The sequence below is a fragment of the Micromonospora sp. NPDC007230 genome, assembly GCF_042869115.1.
In the GTDB taxonomy this organism is placed as follows: Bacteria; Actinomycetota; Actinomycetes; order Mycobacteriales; family Micromonosporaceae; genus Micromonospora.
Genome location: NZ_JBIAFE010000010.1, coordinates 126,739 through 148,263, shown reverse-complemented (window position 1 = coordinate 148,263; position 21,525 = coordinate 126,739). Strand labels below are relative to the sequence as shown.

The following is a 21,525-nucleotide window of genomic DNA, read 5'->3' as shown; positions in this document are numbered from 1 at the left end:
GCTGGGAAAGCCAAGAGAGGAGTCCCACCGTGTTCCTTCGCCGCATGAAGGCCGAGATGATCTCTCCCGACCAGGCCCTGCCGGGCCGCGCGATCGCGATGCCGATCGCCGACCGGCACGAGGTGCTGCCGTCCTCGCTGAAGGGGCCCTTCCCTGAGGGCGCGCAGGTCGCCGTGTTCGGGATGGGTTGTTTCTGGGGTGCCGAGCGGCTGTTCTGGACCCTGCCGGGCGTGATCACCACGTCGGCCGGTTACGCGGGCGGCTACACGCCGAACCCGACGTACGACGAGGTCTGCTCGGGGATGACCGGGCACGCGGAGGTGGTCCAGGTGGTCTACGACCCCAGCCGGATCAGCTACGAGGACCTGCTCAAGGTCTTCTGGGAGAACCACGACCCGACCCAGGGCATGCGCCAGGGCAACGATGTCGGTACGCAGTACCGCTCGGCGATCTACGCCACCACCGATGACCAGCTCGCCACCGCGCAGGCGTCCCGGGACGCGTTCGCGCCGATCGTGGCGCGGGCCGGCAAGGGCGAGATCACCACGGAGATCGCCCGGCTCGGCGACTACTACTTCGCTGAGGACTACCACCAGCAGTATCTGGCGCCGACCAAGAACCCGAACGGGTACTGCAACCACGGCCCGAACGGGCTGAGCTGCCCGGTGGGCGTGGCCCGCACGGCCGGCTGACCCGTTCCGCGTGCCACCGGCCGTCACGCGCGTGGCGGCCGGTCGGCGGGCCAGGGTGGCATCGATCGCCGTCCACGCCGCCGACCGTTTCCACTACTGGGACATTCGTCACAGAAGCCAGCCCGACGAATCCCGCCATACCGGCAGCACCGACGCAGAAGCCAACTGCCCGCGTCACGTTCAGCAACCGCCATCGGGAGCAGAAGGCGCGGGAGCGGATGATAGCAAGACGCCGCCCGGTCGTCATCAGCTCAACCGGCGGATCGTAACGTCCTCTGGCAGCATGGGCCGGCATGTGCGGACTGGCTGGGGAGTTCCGCCATGACGGTTCACGCGCCGATGTGACGGCGGTGGAGCGGATGGCGGCCACCATGAGTGACCGAGGACCGGACGACAGCGGGGTGTGGTCACAGGGCCCCATCGCCCTGGGACACCGGCGCCTGAAGATCATCGACCTCTCCGCCGCGAGCGGCCAGCCCCTGGTCGACTCCGCCGCCGGTCTCACCGGCGTCTTCAACGGCTGCATCTACAACTACCGCGAGCTGCGCGCGGAGCTGCAGGCCAAGGGGCACCGCTTCTTCTCCTCCGGCGACAGCGAGGTCGTGGTCAAGGCGTACGCCGAGTGGGGGCTCGACTTCGTCGACCACCTGATCGGCATGTTCGCGGTGGCGATCAGCGAGCGGGACACCGGGCGGCTGATCCTGGCCCGCGACCGCCTCGGCATCAAGCCGCTCTACCTGACCGAGGCCCCGGGCCTGGTCCGGTTCGCCAGCACCCTGCCGGCGTTGCTGGCCGGCGGCGGCGTCGACACCTCGATCGACCCGGTGGCGCTGGCCCACTACCTGAGCTTCCACAGCATCGTGCCGCCGCCGCGGACCATCCTGCGCGGCGTCGCCAAGCTTCCCCCGGCCACCGTCCGGGTGTACGAGCCGGACGGCTCCCGCCACGACCGGGTCTACTGGGATCCGTCCTTCACCCGGGCCGCCGAGCGGGCCGGGTGGTCCGCACGGGACTGGCAGGACGCGCTGCTGGAGTCGCTGACCACCGCCGTCCGCCGGCGGATGGTGGCCGACGTGCCGGTGGGCGTGCTGCTCTCCGGCGGCCTGGACTCCAGCCTGGTCGTCGCGCTCCTGGCCGGGGAGGGGCAGTCCGGCCTGGCCACCTTCTCGATCGGCTTCGACGCGGTCGGCGGCCGGGAGGGCGACGAGTTCGTCTACTCCGACCTGGTCGCCAAGACCTTCGCCACCGACCACCACCAGATCCGGGTGCCCACCGGCGACCTGCTGCCGCCGCTGGAGGCCGCCGTCGCGGCGATGAGCGAACCCATGGTCAGCCACGACTGCGTGGCGTTCTGGCTGCTCAGCCAGGAGGTGGCCCGGCACGTCAAGGTGGTCCAGTCCGGCCAGGGCGCGGACGAGATCCTGGGTGGCTACCACTGGTACCCGCCGCTCGCCGGGGTCGACCGCGAGCGGGCACTCGAGATGTACGCGAAGGCGTTCTTCGACCGCGACGCGGCCGGCCTGGCCCGGGTGCTCAACCCGGCGTGGCTGCTCGGCGGCGACCCGGCGCGCGAGTTCGTCGCCACGCACCTGACCCGGCCCGGCGCGCAGACCGCGGTCGACGCCGGCCTGCGGATCGACACCCAGGTCATGCTGACCGACGACCCGGTGAAGCGGGTGGACAACATGACCATGGCGCACGGGCTGGAGGCCCGGGTGCCGTTCCTCGACCACGAGTTCGTGGCACTCGCCGCGAGCTGCCCACCGGAGCTCAAGCTGGCCCAGGGCGGCAAGGGCGTACTCAAGGAGATCGGCCGGCGGCTCCTCCCCCACGCGGTCATCGACCGGCCGAAGGGCTACTTCCCGGTGCCGGGCCTCACCCATCTCGAGGGCAAGCTCCTCGACCGGGTACGCGACGCCCTCACCGCCCCCGAGGCCCGCCGCCGCGACCTGTTCCGCGCGGAGTACGTCGACGCACTGCTCGCCGACCCGAACGCCGAACTGACCCCGTTGAACGGAAACAAGCTGTGGCAACTCGGACTCCTGGAAATGTGGCTCCAGAGCCACGGAATCGACTGACCGTGACCGACACCCTCGCCACCGGCACGGCCCGTACCGACCGGGAACGGATGCTGGGTCGCCGCCGGGAACGCGTCGGCCCGGGCGGCGACCCGGTCGCCCCCGGCGCACCCGAGCCACGTCGCGACGCCAACTCGGACGGGGTGGTGCTGGACTGCGGCTGGGGCCGGCTGGTCTTCGGGCAGACGTTCGGCGAGCAGGTTGCCGTTGCCGACGTGCTGCGCTCCGAGGCCGTCGGCGCCCGGGACATCTGCATCTATCTGCGGGATCCGCACGTGCTGGTCTCCCGGCTGCCGGACGAGCTGTTCATCGACCCGTCGCTGACCTACCGCCTGCCGCTGGGCGAGCGCCGGCCGGCCGCCACCGCGGCCGGCGAGGTCTCCGGCCTGACCATCCGGCCGCTGCGCGACGCCGACGACGCCGACGCGGTGAACCGCATCTACGCCCGCAACGGCATGGTCACCGCCCCGGTCGAGGTGCTGGTCGACAACGCCGCCAGCGACCGGTTCCTGCACCTCGTCGCCGAGGCGGCCACCGGCGAGGTGGTCGGCACCATCACCGGTGTGGACCACGTCGCGGTCTTCGCCGACCCGGCGCGGGGTGCCAGCCTCTGGTGCCTGACCGTGGACTTCAACACCGCGCCGCCCGGCACCGGGCAGGCCCTGCTCACCGCGCTGGCCGACCGACTCGACGAGCGGGGCCGGGCGTTCGTGGACCTCTCGGTGCTGGCCGAGAACTCCGGGGCGATCCGGCTCTACGAGCGGCTGGGCTTCCACCGCACCGGGACGCTCTGCGTGAAGCGGAAGAACCCGATCAACGAGCGGCTCTTCCTGCCCGCCACCCCCGAGGGGTACGACGGGCTCAACCCGTACGCGAAGATCGTCGCCGACGAGGCGATGCGGCGCGGCATCCGGGTGGAGGTCACCGACCCGCACTGGGGTGAGCTGAGGCTGACCAGCGGCGGCCGGACCGTACACACCCGGGAGTCGCTGTCCGAGCTGACCTCGGCGGTGGCGATGAGCCGCTGCGACGACAAGCGGGTGACCCGGCGGATCCTCACCCAGGCGGGGCTCTCCGTGCCACGGGGCCGGACCGCCACCGGCGACGCCGACGACCTGGCCTTCCTGGCGGACGTCGGCCCGGTGGTGGTCAAGCCGGCCCGGGGCGAGCAGGGCAACGGCATCACCGTCGGGGTGCGTACGCCCGAGGCGCTGGCCGCGGCGGTCACGCTGGCCCGGCGGTTCTGCCCGGACGTGCTGATCGAGGAGCTGCGCGAGGGCGACGACCTGCGGGTGGTCGTCATCGACCACGAGGTGGTGGCCGCCGCCGTACGCCGGCCCGCCCAGATCACCGGCGACGGGCTGCACGACGTCACCGAGCTGATCGAGCGGCAGAGCCGGCGGCGGGCCGCCGCCACCGGGGGCGAGTCGCGGATCCCGATCGACGACATGACCCGCGAGGTGGTGGCCGAGGCGGGCCACCGGATGCACGACGTGCTCCCCGAGGGCCAGGTGCTCGCCGTACGCCGGACCGCCAACCTGCACACCGGCGGCACCATCCACGACGTCACCGCCGAGCTGCACCCGGAGATCGCCGAGGCGTGCGTGGCGGCCAGCCGGGCGCTGGACATCCCGGTGACCGGGCTGGACCTGCTGGTGCCCGCCCCGGACCGGCCGGAGCACGTGTTCATCGAGGCGAACGAGCGGCCCGGCCTGGCCAACCACGAGCCGCAGCCGACCGCCGAGCGCTTCGTCGACCTGCTCTTCCCCGGCACCCGGGCGCCGCAGCGGCTCTGGTCCCCGGCCGGGACCGGAGGCGCCGCGTGAGCCCGAAGCCCCTGGAGCTGGACCTCGACTACCTGCGCCAGGTGCTGGTCGAGCTGCTGGAGATCCCCAGCCCGTCGGGGCGTACCGACCACATCCAGCAGTACGTCGGGGAACGGCTGTCCGCGCTCGGCATCAGCTCCACGCTGACCCGGCGCGGGGCGCTCAGCGCCAGCCTCCCCGGCCCCCGGGCCACCGGCGCCGACCGGGCGATCGTGGTGCACACCGACACCATCGGTGGCATGGTGAAGGGGCTCAAGGAGAACGGCCGGCTGGAGCTGAAGCCGATCGGCACGCACAGTGCCCGGTTCGCCGAGGGCGCCCAGGTCCGGATCTTCACCGACGACCTGGACCGGATGATCACCGGCCAGGTGCTGCCGCTGAAGGCCAGCGGGCACCGCTACAACGAGGCGGTCGACCTGCAGGGCGTCGGCTGGGAACTGGTCGAGGTGCGGGTCGACGAGCCGGTCGCCGACGCCGCCGGCCTGCGGGCCCTCGGCGTCGACGCGGGCGACTTCGTCGCGCTGCTGGCCCACCCGACGATCACCCCGAGCGGGTACGTAAAGTCCCGGCACCTGGACGACAAGGCCGGCGTGGCCGCGGTGCTGACCGCATTCAAGGCGATGGTCGACGCGGGCGTCACCCCGGGGGTGACCGCGCACCTGCTGGTCACGGTCACCGAGGAGATCGGGCACGGGGCCAGCCACGGCCTCGACCCGGACGTGGCGGAGATCGTCTCGGTGGACGCGGCGGTGGTCGCCCCGGGGCAGCAGTCCCGGGAGAACGCGGCCACCCTGGCCATGGGCGACGGGGTGGGTCCGTTCGACTACCACCTCACCCGCAACCTGGCGTCGATCGCCCGGGAGCACGGCGTCGACCTGGTCCGGGACGTCTTCGACTACTACCGGTCGGACGTGGCGGCCGCGGTCGAGGCCGGCGCGCACGCCCGCGTGGCGCTGCTCGGCTTCGGCGTGGACGCCACCCACGGGCACGAACGCACCCACCTCGACGGGCTGCGCCACCTGGCCCAGCTGATCTGCCTCTACCTGCAGAGCCCACTGGTCTTCCCCGAGTGGGACGCCGAGCCGGAGGGCGACCTGGCCGACTTCCCGTCGCTGGCTGTCCAGCCGGCCTCCGAGGAAGGCCCCCGCGAGGGCCCGATCGGCCTGGACTGACCGCACTCCGGCCCCGGGCCGCGCGCGATGTCGGGCCTGTGATCGAAATCCGTTGCCGGGGTCGCCGGGAAGTGGATAGCGTGGCGGTACACGGGAAAGGAGGTGGTCCAGCTTTGTATAGCAATCGGACTCGTGAGGTGGCTGTCCGCTAGCCGCTGTCCTCGACAGTAATCCCGTCCGCCGCGAGGCGGGCACAGGCACCATCGTCGAGACCGTGTGGCAGCGGTGCGGCGAATCCACGACAGCCACCCGACCCCCGGGGTGCCGGCCCAGTCCAGCCGGCCCGCGCGCGAGCGCGGAAGCCCCGGGGGTCGCTTCATGCTCCAGGGGGTTCCGGTGTCCATGCGCGAGCTGGTGGTGCTCGGTACGGCCAGCCAGGCCCCCACCCGACAGCGCAACCACAACGGCTACCTGCTGCGCTGGGACGACGAGGTGCTCCTCTTCGACCCGGGCGAGGGCAGCCAGCGGCAGATGCTGCACACCGGGATCTCGGCCACCGACCTCACCCGGATCTGCGTCACCCACTTCCACGGCGACCACTGCCTGGGCCTGCCCGGCGTGATCCAGCGGCTCTCCCTCGACCGGGTGCCGCACCCGGTGGCCGTGACCTTCCCGGCCGGTGGCATCGAGTACTTCCACCGGCTGCACCACGCGTCGAGCTTCTACGAGGCGGCCGAGCTGACCGTGGAGCCGATCGAGGCCGACGGGCAGCGGATCAGCCTGGGTATCGGCACGCTGGAGGCCCGCCGGCTGCAGCACCCGATCGAGACGTACGGCTACCGGCTCATCGAGCCGGACGGCTGCCGGATGCTGCCGGAGAAGCTGGCCGCGTACGGCGTCGCCGGCCCGGCGGTCGGCGAGCTGCTCCGCGTCGGCCACCTGGACCTGGCCGGACGCCGCGTCACCCGGGACGAGGTGAGCGTGACCCGCCCCGGCCAGCGGTTCGCCTTCGTGATGGACACCGGGCTCTGCGACGCGGTGTGGGCCCTGGCCGAGCACGCCGACCTGCTGGTCATCGAGGCGACGTTCCTGGAATCGGAGGCCGCCCTCGCCGCCGAGGTCGGCCACCTGACCGCGGCGCAGGCCGCACGCGTGGCAGCCGAGTCCGGGGTACGCACCCTCGTGCTCACCCACTTCTCCCAGCGGTACGCCGATCCCCGCCGGTTCGCCGACGAGGCCCGCGCGCACTTCACCGGGGAGCTGGTGATCGCCGAGGACCTGATGACCGTGCCGGTGCCGCCCCGGCGGGTAGCCTCGGCCGGGTGACTGTCGCCCTGCGCCCCGCCACCGAGGCCGACCTGATGGCGGTCGGCGCCCTGCACCAGCGCTCCCGGGTGGCGGCATACGGGTCGTTCCTGCCGGCGGCGGCGCTGGCCGAGCCGACGCCGGAGGCGATGGGCCGGTACTGGGTCGAGCGCTGGCAGTGGGAGCGGGACGACCACCGGATGACGGTCGCCGAGCGCGACGGCCGGCGCGTCGGCTTCAGCTACCTGGGCCCGGACGACGAGGGCGATCCCGCCACCGGACTGCTCAACGCGATCCACCTCGAGCCCGACGAGCGGGGCCGCGGCACCGGGCGGGCGCTGATGGGCGACGCCCTCGGCGCGATGCGGGCGCGCGGCTGGGCCCGGGCCGTGCTCTGGGTGCTGGAGCGGAACGCGGCCGCCCGTCGGTTCTACGAGCGCGGCGGCTGGACCGCCACCGGTGCCCGCCGCGACGACCGGATCGGCCCCGCCATCGTTTCCCAGCTCCGCTACGCACGCGAAGTCTGAGGATCCCGTCACCGCAAACGGCCTAGGAAGACCGCTACCCGACCAGCGGCACCGCCGTTCGCTCTGAGCGGATCGGGGCATGGGCGCCGGCGCGAGCGCGTTGGCACCGGCATGGACACCGAGCACACCGAGCGGGCGGAGGACGCCGCGCTCGACGCGTACTCCCGGGTGGTGACCGGCGTGGCCGCGCGGGTGCTGCCCAGCGTGGCCGCCCTGTCGGTGCGGACCGCGCGCGGCGCGGGCGCCGGCTCCGCCGTGGTGATCGGCCCCGACGGACTGCTGCTCACCAGTGCGCACGTGGTGCAGGGCGCCCGGAACGGCTCGGCCGCCTTCGGCGACGGCGTCGAAACCGGGTTCCGGGTGGTCGGCGCCGACCCGCTGTCCGACCTGGCCGTGCTGCGGGCGGAGGAGACGACCGTGCCGCCGGTGGAGCTGGGCGACGCGGACCGCCTGCGGATCGGCCAGCTCGTGGTCGCGGTCGGCAACCCGCTGGGGCTGGCCGGCTCGGTCACCGCCGGGGTGGTCTCCGGGCTGGGCCGGTCGCTGCCGGCCCGGGACGGGCGGGTCACCCGGCTGATCGAGGACGTCATCCAGACCGACGCGGCGCTGAACCCGGGAAACTCCGGCGGGGCGCTGGCCGACTCCACCGGCCGGGTGGTCGGGGTGAACACGGCAGTCGCCGGGTACGGCCTCGGCCTCGCCGTGCCGATCAACGCCACCACCCGGCAGATCATCGCCGACCTGACCGCCGACGGCCGGGTACGCCGGGCCTGGCTGGGGGTCGCCGGCGTGCCGGTGCCGCTGCCGCCGGAGGTTGTCGCCCGGACCGGGCAGCGCCGCGGGCTGCGCGTGGTGGAGGTGGTGCCGGGCAGCCCGGCCGGGGTGGCCGGGATCTACCTGGGCGACGTGATCCTCGCCGCCGGCGGCCGGCCCGTGCAGGACGGACAGGGCCTGCAGCGGCTGATGCTCGGCCCGGCCATCGGCACCCGACTGCCGGTCACCGTGCTGCGCCGGGGCGCCCTCGTCGACGTGGTGGCCGTGCCGACCGAGCTGAGCCGCTGACGCGACGAGGGCCGCTCCCCGGCGGGAACGGCCCTCGGCGGTGGACTCAGCGCGCGCCGAGGTGGGCGAGCAGGTCCTGCCGGGTCAGCACGCCCTTGGGCTTGCCGTCGACCAGCACCAGGGCGGCGTCGGCCTTCTCCAGCAGCCCGACCGCCTCGCTCACCGGCTGCCCGCCGCCGATCATCGGCAGCGGCGCGGCCATGTGCCGCTCGATCGTGTCGTGCAGGTGGGCCTGGCCGGTGAAGAGCGCGTCGAGCAGGTCCTTCTCGGCGATCGAGCCGGCCACCTCGCCGGTGACCACCGGCGGCTCGGCCTTGAGCACCGGGAGCTGGGAGACCCCGTACTCGCGCATGTAGTCGATGGCGTCGCGGACCGTCTCGGTCGGGTGGACGTGCACCAGTTCGGGCAGCCCGCCCGGCTTGCTGGCGAGCGCGTCGGCGACCGTCGGCTCGGTGCCGGAGTTGTCCAGGAACCCGTACCGGGCCATCCAGTTGTCGTTGAAGATCTTCGACAGGTAGCCCCGGCCGCCGTCCGGCAGCAGCACCACGACCACGTCGTCCGGGCCAGCCTTGCGGGCGACCTCCAGGGCGCCCACCACGGCCATGCCGCAGGAGCCGCCGACCAGCAGGCCCTCCTCGCGGGCCAGCCGCCGGGTCATCTCGAAGGATTCCTTGTCGGAGACCTCGACGATCTCGTCGGCGACGGTCCGGTCGTACGTCTCCGGCCAGAAGTCCTCACCGACGCCCTCGACCAGGTACGGCCGGCCGGTGCCGCCGGAGTAGACCGAACCCTCCGGGTCCGCGCCGACGACCTTGACCCGCCCCTCGGAGGCCTCCTTGAGGTAGCGGCCGATGCCGGAGATGGTGCCGCCGGTGCCGACGCCCGCGACGAAGTGGGTGACCCGCCCCTCGGTCTGCTGCCAGATCTCCGGGCCGGTGGTCTCGTAGTGCGAGCGGGGGTTGGCCGGGTTGCTGTACTGGTTGGGCTTCCACGCGCCGGGGATCTCCCGGGCCAGCCGGTCGGAGACGTTGTAGTAGGAGCGCGGGTCCTCCGGCGCCACCGCCGTCGGGCAGACCACCACCTCGGCACCGTACGCGCGCAGCACGTCCTGCTTGTCCTGGCTGACCTTGTCCGGGCAGACGAACACGCACTTGTAACCCTTGAGCTGGGCCACCAGGGCCAGCCCGACGCCGGTGTTGCCGCTGGTCGGCTCGACGATGGTGCCCCCGGGCTTGAGCAGCCCCGCCTTCTCGGCATCCTCCACCATCCGCAGCGCGATCCGGTCCTTGACCGAGCCGCCCGGGTTGACGTACTCCACCTTCGCGAGCACGGTGGCCTGGATGCCCTCGGTGACGTTGCGCAGGCGGACCAGCGGGGTGTTGCCGATCAGGTCGACGACGTTGTCGTAGTACTGCACCTCGTTGTGCCCTTCGTTGCGGCGCCGGCGTCGGCGGCCGAGCAGACGTTCATTCGTCGCCCAGGGTACGTGCCGTCAGGGCACCACACGTCCCGGGATGACGGAGCTCTGCCGCGCCTCCCACTCCAGGAACCGCTCGGTCTCGGCGAGCACGCTGCCGGCCAGCCAGGTGACCATCACCGCGTCGTCGGCCAGGCCGAGGACCGCCAGCGGGATCTCCGGCAGCAGGTCGATCGGCGAGACCACGTAGGCCGTGGCCGCGGCCATCAGGGCCAGCCGCAGGCCGCCGTCGTACTCCCCCTTGGCGGTGGCCCGGATCATCCGAGGCAGCGCCGCCAGCCGGGCACCGAGCGAGGGGCCGCCCCGCGCCCCGCTCGCCAGCGCCCGGGCCAGCGCGGCGAAGGCCGCGCTCCGCTTCAACGTCCTGCCCATGTTTGTCGCCCCTTTCCGCTCGCCCGACCAGAGTGCGGCCCCGGCGCAAGAGCGCCGCCACTCTCCCGGAAACAGGTACCCGGAACCGTGCTCGGTCAGCCGCACGATCGCGGAGAGCGGGTGTCGAAACGGCGCGATAGTGTCGTTTCATGGGGGAAGCTGGTTCCGCCGTACCAGCCGGCTGGCGGCGAGCCCGGCAGATCGCCCGCCTGGCGGCGATCGGCACGGGCGCCACCGTGGCGGCCACCGTCGCGACGGGCGGGTTGCTGCTCGGCCAGGCCCGGCAGGCCCGGCGCACCATCCCGATGGCCGAGGCACCCCCGCCCCGCTGCGACGGGGTCTACGGCGCGAAGCTTCCCGGCCCGCCCGTCACCATGGTGATCCTGGGCGACTCCTCGGCCGCCGGCTACGGCGTGCACCGCCGCCGGGAGACCCCGGGTGCGCTGCTGGCCACCGGGCTGTCCCGCCGGCTGCACCGGCCGGTCCGACTGCACCGGTTCGCCGTGGTGGGCGCCCTGTCGGCCGGGCTGAAGCCGCAGGTCGAGTCGGCCCTGGAGGTCGAGCCGGACATTGCGGTCATCCTGATCGGCGGCAACGACGTCACCAACCGCACTCCACCGTCGGTGGCGGTGCGCTACCTGGTCGACGCGGTCCGCACGCTGCGCGCGGCCGGCTGCGAGGTGGTCGTCGGCACCTGCCCCGACCTGGGGGCGATCCAGCCGATCCAGCCGCCGCTGCGCTGGCTGGCCCGCCGCTGGAGCCGCCAGCTCGCCGCCGCGCAGACGGTGGCGGTGGTCGAGGCCGGCGGCCGAACGGTCTCCCTCGGCGACCTGCTCGGTCCCCGGTTCGCCGCCGAGCCGGCCCGGATGTTCGCCTGGGACCGGTTCCATCCGTCCGCCGAGGGGTACGCGGTCGCCGCGGCGGCGATGCTGCCCACCCTGCTCTCCTCGCTCGGCGCCGGTCAGGAACGCCGGCCTCCGCTGCCCGGCCGGGAAGGCGTACGGTCGCTCCCGGAGGCGGCCCACGAGGCGGCCCGGCACGCGGGCACCGAGGTCAGCGGCACCCAGGTCCGGGGCCGCGACCACGGGCCCGGCGGGCGCTGGGCGCAGCTTCGGCGGCGTGCCTTCTTCGGCGTCGGCGCGGTGCCGCACTCCGGTGACCACGCCGAGTCACCGACCCTGGAGGGACTGGCATGAGCGAGCGTCAGCGAGCGAATCATCACTGTAGTGCGCTGGTGCCTCATGGCAGCCCGAAGCGAAGTGGAGGGCTGGCGTGAGCGGGCCCAGTGGGGGCATCATCAGGCACAACGCGAGCGTGGCATGAGCACGGCTCGCGAGCCGACCGGCCTGTGCGCCGTCGGCCCTGGGGAGGTGTCGTCATGACGGGGCGTAACGAGTTCGTGGTCCGGCTGGGTCGGGCCGCGGCCCTCTCCCTGGTCGCCGGCACGGTGGGTGGGGCGGCGGTCCTCGCCGGCCAGGCCATCGCCGCCCGCAGCCGCCAGTACGCGCAGCCCGAGCTGAGCCTCGCGCTGCGCGCCACGGTCGGCCGGGCGGACGCGCCGCCGCTGCGGCTGGTGCTGCTCGGCGACTCGTCGGCGCTCGGCGTCGGGGTGGACCGCTTCGAGGAGACCATCGGCGGCCAGCTCGCCCGCCTGCTGGCCGAGGGGCCGACCGGCCGGCGGGTGCACCTGTCCAGCGTGGGCGTCTCCGGGTCCCGCTCCACCGACCTGGCCACGCAGGTGGCCCGGGCGCTGCTCGGAGAACGCCCCGACGTGGCGGTGATCCTGATCGGGGCCAACGACGCGACCGCGATGGTCCGCCCGGCGGACGCGGCCGCGTACCTGAGCTCGGCGGTGCGCCGGCTGCGCGAGGCGCACGTCGAGGTGGTGGTGGGCACCTGCCCCGACCTCGGCGCGGTCCGCGCGGTCGCGTCCCCGCTCCGGCACGTGCTCGCCTGGTCCGGGCGGCGGCTCGCCCGCGCCCAACTGTCGGCCGTGCTGGACGCCGGGGGCAGCGTCGTCGACCTCGGCACCGAGACCGGCCCGGTGTTCCGGGCGGACGCGGGGACGCTCTGCCACGACGGCTTCCACCCCTCCGCCGACGGCTACCGGGTCTGGGCGCACGCCCTGCTCCCCACGGTCGAGGCGGCCGCAGCGGTCGCCTCCCGGCACCACTGACCGAGCCCGCCGGGGGTGACATTTCCCGCCCGGCGGCCAGCTTCCGCCGCAAGTTACTCGCGGGTTAACGTTGGTTCATGCCGATTGAGTCGCCCCGCGACGCCGTCATCGTCGCCACCGCCCGGTCCCCCATCGGTCGCGCGTTCAAGGGTTCCCTGCGGGACGTCCGCCCGGACGATCTGGCCGCCACCATCGTCCAGGCCGCCCTCGACAAGGTACCCGCGCTCGACCCCACCACGATCGACGACCTCTACCTGGGCTGCGGCCTGCCCGGGGGCGAGCAGGGCTTCAACATGGCCCGGGTGGTCGCCACCCTGCTCGGCCTGGACGGCCTGCCCGGCGCCACGCTGACCCGATACTGCGCCTCCTCGCTGCAGACCACCCGGATGGCCATGCACGCGATCCGGGCCGGCGAGGGCGACGTCTTCATCTCCGCCGGCGTCGAGACCGTCTCCCGGTACGCCCGGGGCAACTCGGACACCCTGCCGCCGGAAGCGCGGGCGCTGGTCGGCGGCGGTTGGGAGAACCCCCGCTTCGCGGCGGCGCGCGAGCGGTCCGCGGTCCGCGCCCAGGGCGGCGCCGAGGTGTGGACCGACCCGCGCGAGGCCGGCCAACTCCCCGACATCTACCTGGCGATGGGGCAGACCGCGGAGAACCTCGCCCAGGTCTACGACATCACCCGCGAGGACATGGACGCCTTCGGGGTACGCAGCCAGAACCTGGCCGAGAAGGCGATCGCGGACGGCTTCTGGGCCCGTGAGATCACCCCGGTGACCACCCCGGACGGCACCGTGGTCAGCGCCGACGACGGCCCGCGGCCGGGCGTGACCCTGGCCGGTGTCGCCGGCCTGAAGCCGGTCTTCCGCCCGGACGGCCGGATCACCGCCGGCAACTGCTGCCCGCTCAACGACGGTGCCGCCGCCGTGATCGTGATGAGCGCCCAGCGGGCGCGGGACCTCGGCCTCACCCCGCTGGCCCGGATCGTCTCCACCGGCGTCACCGGGCTCTCCCCGGAGATCATGGGACTCGGCCCGGTCGAGGCGTCGAAGCAGGCGCTCAAGCGGGCCGGCATGACCATCGACGACGTCGACCTCGTCGAGATCAACGAGGCGTTCGCCGCGCAGGTGATCCCGTCGTACCGGCAGCTCGGCATCCCGGAGGAGAAGCTGAACGTCATGGGCGGCGCGATCGCCGTCGGGCACCCGTTCGGCATGACCGGGGCCCGGATCACCGGCACCCTGCTCAACGCCCTGGAGTGGCACGACCGGACCGTCGGCCTGGAGACCATGTGTGTCGGCGGCGGCCAGGGCATGGCCATGGTGCTCGAACGGCTGAGCTGATTCGACGGAGACGGACCCGGGTAGCGGAGGCACCATGGCGATGGTCGTGGAACGCGAGCGCAAGTACTCCGGGGACGAGGCATTCCGGCTGCCGGACCTGACGGGGTGCGGTGGCGTCACGGCGATGTCCGACGCCACCGCCCTCGACCTGGACGCCGTCTACCTGGACACCACCGACCTGCGGCTGGCCCGGAGCGGCTTCGCGCTGCGACGGCGTACCGGCGGGCACGACGCGGGCTGGCACCTCAAGGTCGGGGCCAGCGGTGGCCCCCGGACCGAGTACCAGTTCCCCGCCGGGCCGGATGACGGCGACCCGCCGCCCGAGCTGGTCGCGCTCTTCCGGGCCGCGTCCCGGGGCCGGCCGGTCGCCCCGGCCGCCCGGATCGTCACCCGCCGCCGGGAACGCCGCCTCCTCGACCCGGCCGGCCGGACCTTGGCCGAGGTGGCCGAGGACCGCGTCGAGGCCCACGACCTGGTCGGCGGCGAACGGCAGGCGTGGCACGAGATCGAGGTCGAGCTGGTCGACGGCGACGAGGCCCTGCTCGACGCGGTGGAGGCGCGGCTGCGCGAGGCCGGGGCCCGGCCGGTGCCCGTGTCCAAGTCACACCGGGCGCTCGCCAGCCGGCTCGCGGCCGCCCGGCCGGCGCCCGCCGATCCCGGTGCGGCGCCGGTGCTCGACCACGCCGCCGCCCAGCGCGACGCCCTGATCGGCAACCACCCGGGCGCGCGGAGCGGCGCCGAGGACGCGGTGCACGACATGCGGGTCGCCGTCCGCCGGCTCCGCTCCACCCTGCGTACGTTCCGCGGGCTGTGGGACCGGCGGGAGAGCGAGTTGGTGCGCGGCGAGCTGCGCTGGCTGGGCGGGCAGCTCGGGCCGGTCCGGGACACCCAGGTGATGGCCGCCCGGCTCGCCGACGCCGTCCACGCGGAGCCGGACGAGCTGGTGCTCGGCCCGGTCGCGGCGCGGCTCGCCGAGCGGTTCGCCGCCGACCTGGCCACGGCGCTCGACGAGCTACGCGCGGCACTCGACTCCGACCGGTACGCCGAGCTGCTGCGCCGGCTGGACGCGCTGCTGGAAGCGCCGCCCGCCCGGGCGGTGGACGCCCGCTGGGTGGACCGCCGGATCCGCCGCGCGGTGCGCCGGGCGGACGAGCGCCTGGACCGGGCCCTGGCCGCCGGGCACCGGGCCGGCGGGACCGACGACATCGCCCTGCACGAGGCGCGCAAGGCGGCCAAGGCGGCCCGCTACGCGGTCGAGGTGCGCGAGCCGGCCGCCGGGAAGCCCGCCGCCCGACTGGTGGCACGGCTCAAGGACCTGCAGGACCTGCTCGGCGCGCACCAGGACTCGACGGTCACCCGCGAGGTGCTGCGCCGCCAGGCGCTGCGGGCGTACGCCGCCGGCGAGAACAGCTTCACGTACGGCGTCCTGCACGCCCGGCAGGCTGCGGCGGCCGACCGCGAATTGCCGGGTCTGCTTCGGGCGCGGGACCGGGCCCGGCGGCGGAAAATCCGGCGCTGGCTGAGGCGGGCCGGCTGACGGCAGCGGCGACGGGGCGCCCGGCTGGTCCGGGAGCGCTTCGGCTCCTGGCCCGCCCCGAGCCCGCGCTGCCGCGGCTAGAGGGCGGAACGGGTGCCGGCCACCGCGGCGACGGCCTCGGCCAGCACCGACTCCGGTGGACCGGCCGCCACCAGATCGGCGGCGACCACCCGGAGCTGATCGGGCAGGACCAGGTCGTTACCGAGTCGGGGCACCTCCCGGCGCGGCTCGCCCTCCGCGTCCGCCGCCAGGTTGGCGATCTCCTGCACCAGCTTGTGCACCAGGTCGGCCCGCGACACGTTGCCGCCCGCGGCCACCGCCGACCAGCGCGGCTGCTGCCAGTGCCCGACCTGTCGGACCAGCAGCTCCACCGCCCGGTCCAGTTCCGCTGCGCTCATCGCGGCCGAGTCTACGACGGCTCCAGGCCGCGGCGCGGCGGCAGACCGGCCTTCATTCGGACCGGAGCGCCGCCTAGCGGTCCGGAGGCCGAATTATGGCCGCCAGCCGAGCTGGAGTTGTCGAACGGTCAGCGGCGGGCGTAGCTGAGCAGGCGGAGGATCTGCCAGTACAGGAAGATCAATCCGACCAGCAGCCCGAACGCGCAGAACCAGGCGTACCGGCGGGGCAGGCCGGCCCGGACCGACCGCTCGACCAGATCGAAGTCGAGGATGAAGCTGAACGCCCCGGCGATGATCGCCACCACTGAGAAGACCCACGGCAGCCAGCCGACCTGGCCGGTGAGGTTGTACGCCTCCAGAGCCTGCCGCCCGGTGCCCAGATACGCGACCAGGTTGACCAGCCCGAGCGCCACGATCCCGAGGAGCGTGCCGACGACCAGCCGGGCCAGCCGTGGGGTGGCCCGGACCACCCGGGCCCGATAGAGCAGGGCCATCCCGAGGAAGACGCCGAAGGTGCCGATCACCGCCTGGGCCACGATCCCCGGATACACCATCTCGAAGGCCCGGCTCGCCACCCCGAGCAACAACCCCTGGAGCACCGCGTACGCGGCGATGACCGGCGGGCTGGTGATCTGCCTGAGGGAGATGACCAGCACCAGCGCCAGGCTGGCCAGGGAACTGCCGACGAGCGCCGCCGAGATCCAGATCGCCGGCGGTACGACCACCCAGGCGGCGACCGCCGTGACGCCGGTGAGCACCAGCAGACCGACCGTCCGGCTGACCACGTCGACCACGGTCATCGTCTCGGCGGCCCCGACACCGAGCACCTGGCGCTCGGTCCGGCCGACGTCGTCCAGTCGGGTCAGCACCGGATTGGCACTCCGCACCGCGACCTCCTCGCCGACGTACCCCGCTCCCACTCTGCCCTCGGTGATCCGGCGGCGGCGGGAAAACGAGGACGCCCGCCGCCGCGGTCGCGGCAGGCGGGCGTCGCAGGTCGGGCGGCGGGACCGTCAGTCGTCGCCCTGGAAGTAGCTGAGCAGGCGCAGCACCTCCAGGTAGAGCCAGACCAGGCCGACCACGATGCCGAACGCGGCGGTCCAGGCGTAGCGCTGCGGAAGCCCCATCCGCACGCCGTCTTCGATCTGGGCGAAGTTGAGGACGAAGCTCAACGAGGCGACCACGATGCAGACCAGGCTGAAGCCGATGCCCAGCGGGCCGCTGTCGCGCAGGCCGGTGTGCACGCCGAAGAGCGCGAGCACCAGGTTGATCAGCATGACCGCGAAGAGGCCACCGATGACCGCGATCATGATCCGGGTGAACTTCGGGGTGGCCCGGATGACCCGCGCCTTGTAGAGCGTCGCCATCAGGAAGAACACGCCGAAGGTCGCCACCACGGCCTGGAGCACGATGCCGTTGTAGAGCGACTCGAACGCCTTGCTGACCATGCCGACGAAGACGCCCTCGACGATCGAGTAGGCCACCACCAGCGCCGGGTTGGCCATCCGCGAGAACGAGATGATCATACCGAGCACCAGACCGACGACCGCGGCACCGATCCAGGCGACGCCGACCAGGGCGTCCGGGACGAGCGCCCAGGCGGCCGCGGCGGAGACGCCGAGGATGCCGAGCAGCATGACCGTCTTGACGACGACGTCGTCCAGGGTCATGGGGGTCACGGTGGGCGCGGCCGCCGGGTAGTCGTACCCGGGGGTCGGGTACTGCTGCGGCTGCGGCTGGTACTGCTGCGGGTATCCGGGCTGACCGTACGGCCCGGGCTGGGCGTACCCGGCCGCCCGCTCACGCTCGGCCGCCTGGCCGAGCCGGGCGAGCACCGGGTTCGAGGTCTTCACTTCTCAGGCCTCCCTCAGGGGGTCGATGCACGTGAACGTGCCTCTCCAGGGTAAACGTGGCACGCACCCCCGCGCCGGGAGTGAAGCTGTGGGAAAGCTGAGAGTCTGGTGCCCGGGGCGGGGCTCGAACCCGCACGCCTTGCGGCAGCCGCTTTTAAGGCGGCCGTGTCTGCCGTTCCACCACCCGGGCAGGTGGCACCGGCGCGCGGACACGCGGCGGTGCAGATCTCACCGTAGCCGCTACGGCGCCACCTGGCGTACCCCGTGGGCCGCCACCGCTATGGTCGAGGCCGTGACCAGCGCCGCCCGCACCGCCCCCGGACCCGACCGCGACCAGGCGCTCCGCCTCGACCCGGCAGCCCCCCGCCCGACCCGGACGGCCCGCCTGCTGGCCACCGCGGACCGGCACCGCGCGGACCTGCTCGCCGGGCTGCTCTTCACCCTGCTCGCCGGCTGGCTCACCCACGGGCTGTGGCCGGCCCCGGGGCAGCGGGTGCTCGCGCTCAACGCGGCGGACCAGACCCTCTACGAGTGGTTCCTGGCCGTCGACTCACGCGCCCTGCTCGGCGACTTCAGCCTGCTCACCGACCGGCTCAACGCCCCCGACGGGGTCAACCTGATGGCCAACACCACGGTCATCGCGCTCGGGGTGCTCCTCGCCCCGGTCACCTGGGCGTTCGGGGCACCGGTCACCTTCGCCCTGCTGGCCGCCGGCAACCTGGCCGGCACGGCGGTCGCCTGGTACCTGCTCTTCACCCGGACGCTGCGGGCCCGCCGGCTCGCCGCCGGACTCGGCGCCGCACTGTGCGGCTTCGGGCCAGGCATGGTCTCGCAGAGCAACGGGCACCTGCACATGACCGCCCAGTGGCTGGTTCCGGTGATCGTCTGGCTGGTCATCCGGCTGCTCCGGGCCGCCGACCCGGCCGGCCGCCCGGCCGGACCGGACCGCTGGCGGCTGGCCAGCTCGGCGGTCGGGCTGGCCGCGGCGGTCACCGCCCAGCTCTTCATCGGCGAGGAAGTGCTCTTCCTCACCGCGGTCACCCTGCTGGTGATGACGCTGGCATACGGGCTGACCGACCGGGCCCTGCTGCGCCGGGCACTGCCGGCGTTCGGCGGGGGAATGATGGTCGCCACCGGCCTGGCGCTCCTCGTGCTGGCATACCCGTTGTGGTACCAGTTCGCCGGGCCGCAGGGCGTCGCCGACGGCATGTTCAGCCCGGACTACTTCTCCGCCGACCTGGCGGGCTGGTCCACCCTCTCCCCACAGTCCGTGCTGGGCAGCGCGACCGCGTCCCGCCTGACCACGGGGCCGGCCGAGTACAACACCTTCCTCGGCTGGCCGCTGCTGCTGGTCACCGCCGCCTGCGCGCTCTGGCTGGGCCGGCGCCCGCTGGTGGTCGCCTGCGTCGCCGGCGCGCTGGTCATGGGGGCGCTGTCGCTCGGTCCCGAGGTCATCGTCGCCGGCGAACGGACCGGGCTGCCCGCCCCGTACGCCCTGCTGGCCGGGGTGCCCGTGGTGGACGGCGCGCTGCCGATGCGGTTCGCCCTGGCGGTGCTGCCGCTGGTCGGGACCGTGCTGACCCTGGCGGTGGACCGGGCGCTGGCGGCATCCGGCCGGGCCCGGCGGCTGGTGCCGCTGGCCGTCGGCGCGGCCCTGCTCACCGTCTTCCCCACACCGCTGCCCACCACCGACCGGCCGGCGCTGCCCGAGTTCGTCTCGGCCGGCCACTGGCGGCAGTGCGTCCGGCCCGGCGGGGTGCTGGTCCCGGTGCCCGCCGCCACCCCGGCAGACCCATGGCCGATGCGCTGGGCCACCGCCGCCGACGCGGCGTTCGGCATGCCCGAAGGCTTCTTCATCGGCTCGTACGGCCGGGACGGCTCGGCGGCCATGGGCACCTACAAGCGCCCCACCTCGGCCCTGCTCGCCGACATCGCGAAGCGGGGGGTGCCCGCCGCGGTCGGCGACGAGCAACGCCGGCAGGCGGCCCGGGACATCCAGTTCTGGGGCGCCTCCTGCGTGGCACTGACCGACGACGCGCCGCACGCGGAGACCCTGCGCAAGACCCTGGAGCAGCTCTTCGGCCCGGGCACCCGGGTCGCCGACGCCTGGACCTGGCGGTTCTGACCCGGGTACCGGTTCCGCGGACCCCCGGCCGCCGCGCCCTGCCCAACCAACGAGGCGACACGTTCGGGGAAAGTGGCCCCTCAGAACGCCGCGAGGGCCCACTTTCGGCGAAGGTGCGGCCTGACCCGGAAAGGGACTGCGACCGGTAGGGCAAAGGGCCCTCCCCGGACGGGGAGGGCCCTTTGCGGCGAACTTCAGGCGCCGAGCGGCGAACTCAGCGGCGGGCGCCGAGCGGGGCGGACGCCTCGGCGAACTCCTCGCGCGGGTCGTGCAGCTGGCCCAGCGCAACCACCTCACGCTTGAGGAAGAACGCCAGCGTCCAGTCGACCACGACCCGGACCTTGCGGTTGAACGACGGGATCCGCGACATGTGGTACGTGCGGTGCATGAACCAGGCCGGCCAGCCGGTCATCTTCACGCCGTAGACCTGCGCGACGCCCTTGTGCAGGCCGAGGCTGGCCACGCTGCCCGCGTGCTTGTGCTTGTAGTTGACCGGCTCGCGCCCGCGGATCACGTTCGCGATGTTGTCGGCCATCCGGGCGGCCTGCCGGACGGCGTGCTGGGCGCTCGGCGAGCAGAAGTTGCCCGGCTCCTTGGTGAGGTCCGGCACGGCGGCGCAGTCACCCGCGCTCCACGCGCCCTCGACCACCCGGTCGCCGTCGACGATCTGCAGGGTGGGCAGGCAGGTGACGCGGCGGCGCTCGTCGCGCGGGAAGTCGGTGGCGTCCAGCATGGGCGACGGCTTGACGCCGGCCGTCCAGACGATCGTGTCGGCCGGGAAGCTGTCGCCGTCGGAGAGCTTGACGATGCCATCGACACACGACTCGAGCCGGGTGTCCAGGCGGATGTCCATGTTCCGCTTGAGCAGCTGCTGCACCGTGTAGGCGCCCATGTCCCGGTCGACCTCGGGCAGCACCCGCTGGGTGGCTTCGACCAGGACCCAGCGCATGTCCTCCGGCTTGAGCTCCGGGTAGTAGCGCAGCGCGTCCCGGGCCATGTCCTCCATCTCGGCCAGCGCCTCGATGCCGGCGTAGCCACCGCCCACGAAGGCGAAGGTCAGCGCGCGGCGGCGAACCTCCGGGTCGGTCGTGACGGCCGCCACGTCGAGCCGGTCCAGCACGTGGTTTCGCAGGAAGACGGCCTCGCCGATGGTCTTGAACCCGATGCCGTGCTCGTGCAGGCCGGGGATCGGCAGGGTGCGGGAGACCGAGCCGGGCGCGACCACCACGTGGTCGTACTGGATCTCCCGGGTCGGGCCGCTGATCGGCTGCACGATCGCGGTCTTCCGGTCGTGGTCGATCCGGGTCACCGCACCCGCCACCACCGTGCACCGGCGCAACTCCCGTCGCAGCGGCACCACCGCGTGCCGGGGCGAGATGTTGCCCGCCGAGGCTTCCGGGAGGAACGGCTGGTAGGTCATGTGCGGCTGCGGGTCGACGACGATGACCTCGGCCTCACGGGAGCTCAGCTTCTTGGACAGGCGCAGAGCGGCGTACAGGCCCACGTGCCCGGCACCCACGACAAGGATCCGCTTCGGATTCACGTCATCTATCTTTCCCCCGGCGGCTCGACTAATCCCGTTCGAGACCCCCCGTTGTGACGGAGCACAACCCCTGTGACCTGCACAACGTCCCGCGATGTCCCG

The 21,525-nt window shown here is 73.6% G+C and carries 17 protein-coding genes, 1 tRNA gene and 1 pseudogene; 12 read left to right on the top strand and 7 right to left on the bottom strand.

The window, feature by feature from the left end; genetic code table 11:
* Positions 1-29: 29 nt before the first annotated feature.
* From msrA to ACFYML_RS16570, 7 genes are all read left to right on the top strand, one after another.
* The gene (msrA, locus tag ACFYML_RS16600) at positions 30-692 is read left to right on the top strand and encodes a peptide-methionine (S)-S-oxide reductase MsrA (protein ID WP_387421428.1); all 663 of its coding nucleotides are present in this window, start codon (positions 30-32) and stop codon (positions 690-692) included.
* A 293-nt stretch (positions 693-985) separates the two neighbouring features.
* Positions 986-2,770, top strand: a complete 1,785-nt coding sequence (locus ACFYML_RS16595) for an N-acetylglutaminylglutamine amidotransferase (RefSeq protein WP_387421427.1) — start codon at positions 986-988, stop codon at positions 2,768-2,770.
* A 2-nt stretch (positions 2,771-2,772) separates the two neighbouring features.
* A complete protein-coding gene (ngg, locus tag ACFYML_RS16590; protein WP_387421426.1) occupies positions 2,773-4,596 on the top strand; it encodes an N-acetylglutaminylglutamine synthetase in 1,824 nt (607 codons plus the stop codon).
* Entirely contained in the window at positions 4,593-5,768 is a 1,176-nt protein-coding gene (locus tag ACFYML_RS16585; protein WP_387421425.1) for an osmoprotectant NAGGN system M42 family peptidase, read from the top strand. The genes ngg and ACFYML_RS16585 overlap by 4 nt, the downstream gene beginning before the upstream one ends.
* A gap of 336 nt (positions 5,769-6,104) precedes the next feature.
* A complete protein-coding gene (locus ACFYML_RS16580) occupies positions 6,105-7,034 on the top strand; it encodes a ribonuclease Z (protein ID WP_387421526.1) in 930 nt (309 codons plus the stop codon).
* Positions 7,031-7,540, top strand: a complete 510-nt coding sequence (locus ACFYML_RS16575; protein WP_387421424.1) for a GNAT family N-acetyltransferase — start codon at positions 7,031-7,033, stop codon at positions 7,538-7,540. The genes ACFYML_RS16580 and ACFYML_RS16575 overlap by 4 nt, the downstream gene beginning before the upstream one ends.
* A 111-nt stretch (positions 7,541-7,651) precedes the next feature.
* Positions 7,652-8,602: a S1C family serine protease gene (locus ACFYML_RS16570; protein ID WP_387421423.1), complete on the top strand. Its 951-nt coding sequence runs from the start codon at positions 7,652-7,654 to the stop codon at positions 8,600-8,602.
* A 46-nt stretch (positions 8,603-8,648) separates the two neighbouring features.
* Here the strand turns inward: ACFYML_RS16570 and ACFYML_RS16565 are convergent, their stop codons facing one another.
* Together ACFYML_RS16565 and ACFYML_RS16560 are read right to left on the bottom strand one after the other, a co-directional pair.
* Positions 8,649-10,019 carry a cystathionine beta-synthase gene (locus ACFYML_RS16565; protein ID WP_387421422.1) on the bottom strand — a complete coding sequence of 457 codons (1,371 nt, stop codon included), beginning with the start codon at positions 10,017-10,019 and terminating at the stop codon, positions 8,649-8,651.
* Between the two features lie 75 nt (positions 10,020-10,094).
* Entirely contained in the window at positions 10,095-10,451 is a 357-nt protein-coding gene (locus ACFYML_RS16560; protein ID WP_387421421.1) for a YkvA family protein, read from the bottom strand.
* A gap of 149 nt (positions 10,452-10,600) precedes the next feature.
* Here ACFYML_RS16560 and ACFYML_RS16555 point away from each other — a divergent pair.
* From ACFYML_RS16555 to ACFYML_RS16540, 4 genes and pseudogenes are all read left to right on the top strand, one after another.
* Positions 10,601-11,727, top strand: a pseudogene (locus ACFYML_RS16555) (SGNH/GDSL hydrolase family protein).
* Between the two features lie 102 nt (positions 11,728-11,829).
* Positions 11,830-12,627: an SGNH/GDSL hydrolase family protein gene (locus ACFYML_RS16550; RefSeq protein ID WP_387421420.1), complete on the top strand. Its 798-nt coding sequence runs from the start codon at positions 11,830-11,832 to the stop codon at positions 12,625-12,627.
* 77 nt (positions 12,628-12,704) lie between these two features.
* Positions 12,705-13,967 (top strand): acetyl-CoA C-acetyltransferase, encoded by a 1,263-nt coding sequence (locus tag ACFYML_RS16545; RefSeq protein WP_387421419.1) that lies wholly within the window; start codon positions 12,705-12,707, stop codon positions 13,965-13,967.
* Positions 13,968-14,001: 34 nt separating this feature from the next.
* The gene (locus ACFYML_RS16540) at positions 14,002-15,504 is read left to right on the top strand and encodes a CHAD domain-containing protein (RefSeq protein WP_387421418.1); all 1,503 of its coding nucleotides are present in this window, start codon (positions 14,002-14,004) and stop codon (positions 15,502-15,504) included.
* Between the two features lie 77 nt (positions 15,505-15,581).
* Here the strand turns inward: ACFYML_RS16540 and ACFYML_RS16535 are convergent, their stop codons facing one another.
* The 4 genes from ACFYML_RS16535 to ACFYML_RS16520 all read right to left on the bottom strand — a co-directional run bounded on the left by ACFYML_RS16535 (position 15,582) and on the right by ACFYML_RS16520 (position 17,945).
* On the bottom strand, positions 15,582-15,902 hold the full coding sequence (locus ACFYML_RS16535; RefSeq protein WP_073832879.1) for a hypothetical protein: 321 nt from the start codon (positions 15,900-15,902) through the stop codon (positions 15,582-15,584).
* Between the two features lie 128 nt (positions 15,903-16,030).
* A complete protein-coding gene (locus ACFYML_RS16530; RefSeq protein ID WP_387421417.1) occupies positions 16,031-16,789 on the bottom strand; it encodes a Bax inhibitor-1/YccA family protein in 759 nt (252 codons plus the stop codon).
* A 126-nt stretch (positions 16,790-16,915) separates the two neighbouring features.
* Complete coding sequence (locus tag ACFYML_RS16525; protein ID WP_387421416.1) at positions 16,916-17,755, bottom strand: Bax inhibitor-1/YccA family protein; 840 nt, start codon at positions 17,753-17,755, stop codon at positions 16,916-16,918.
* A gap of 106 nt (positions 17,756-17,861) precedes the next feature.
* Positions 17,862-17,945: transfer RNA gene (locus ACFYML_RS16520), tRNA-Leu, on the bottom strand.
* 102 nt (positions 17,946-18,047) lie between these two features.
* Between ACFYML_RS16520 and ACFYML_RS16515 the strand changes: the two genes are divergently transcribed.
* A complete protein-coding gene (locus ACFYML_RS16515; RefSeq protein WP_387421414.1) occupies positions 18,048-19,880 on the top strand; it encodes a hypothetical protein in 1,833 nt (610 codons plus the stop codon).
* 214 nt (positions 19,881-20,094) lie between these two features.
* Here the strand turns inward: ACFYML_RS16515 and ACFYML_RS16510 are convergent, their stop codons facing one another.
* Positions 20,095-21,423, bottom strand: coding sequence for an NAD(P)/FAD-dependent oxidoreductase (locus ACFYML_RS16510; RefSeq protein ID WP_387421413.1), 1,329 nt, complete (start codon positions 21,421-21,423; stop codon positions 20,095-20,097).
* Between the last annotated feature and the right edge of the window lie 102 nt (positions 21,424-21,525).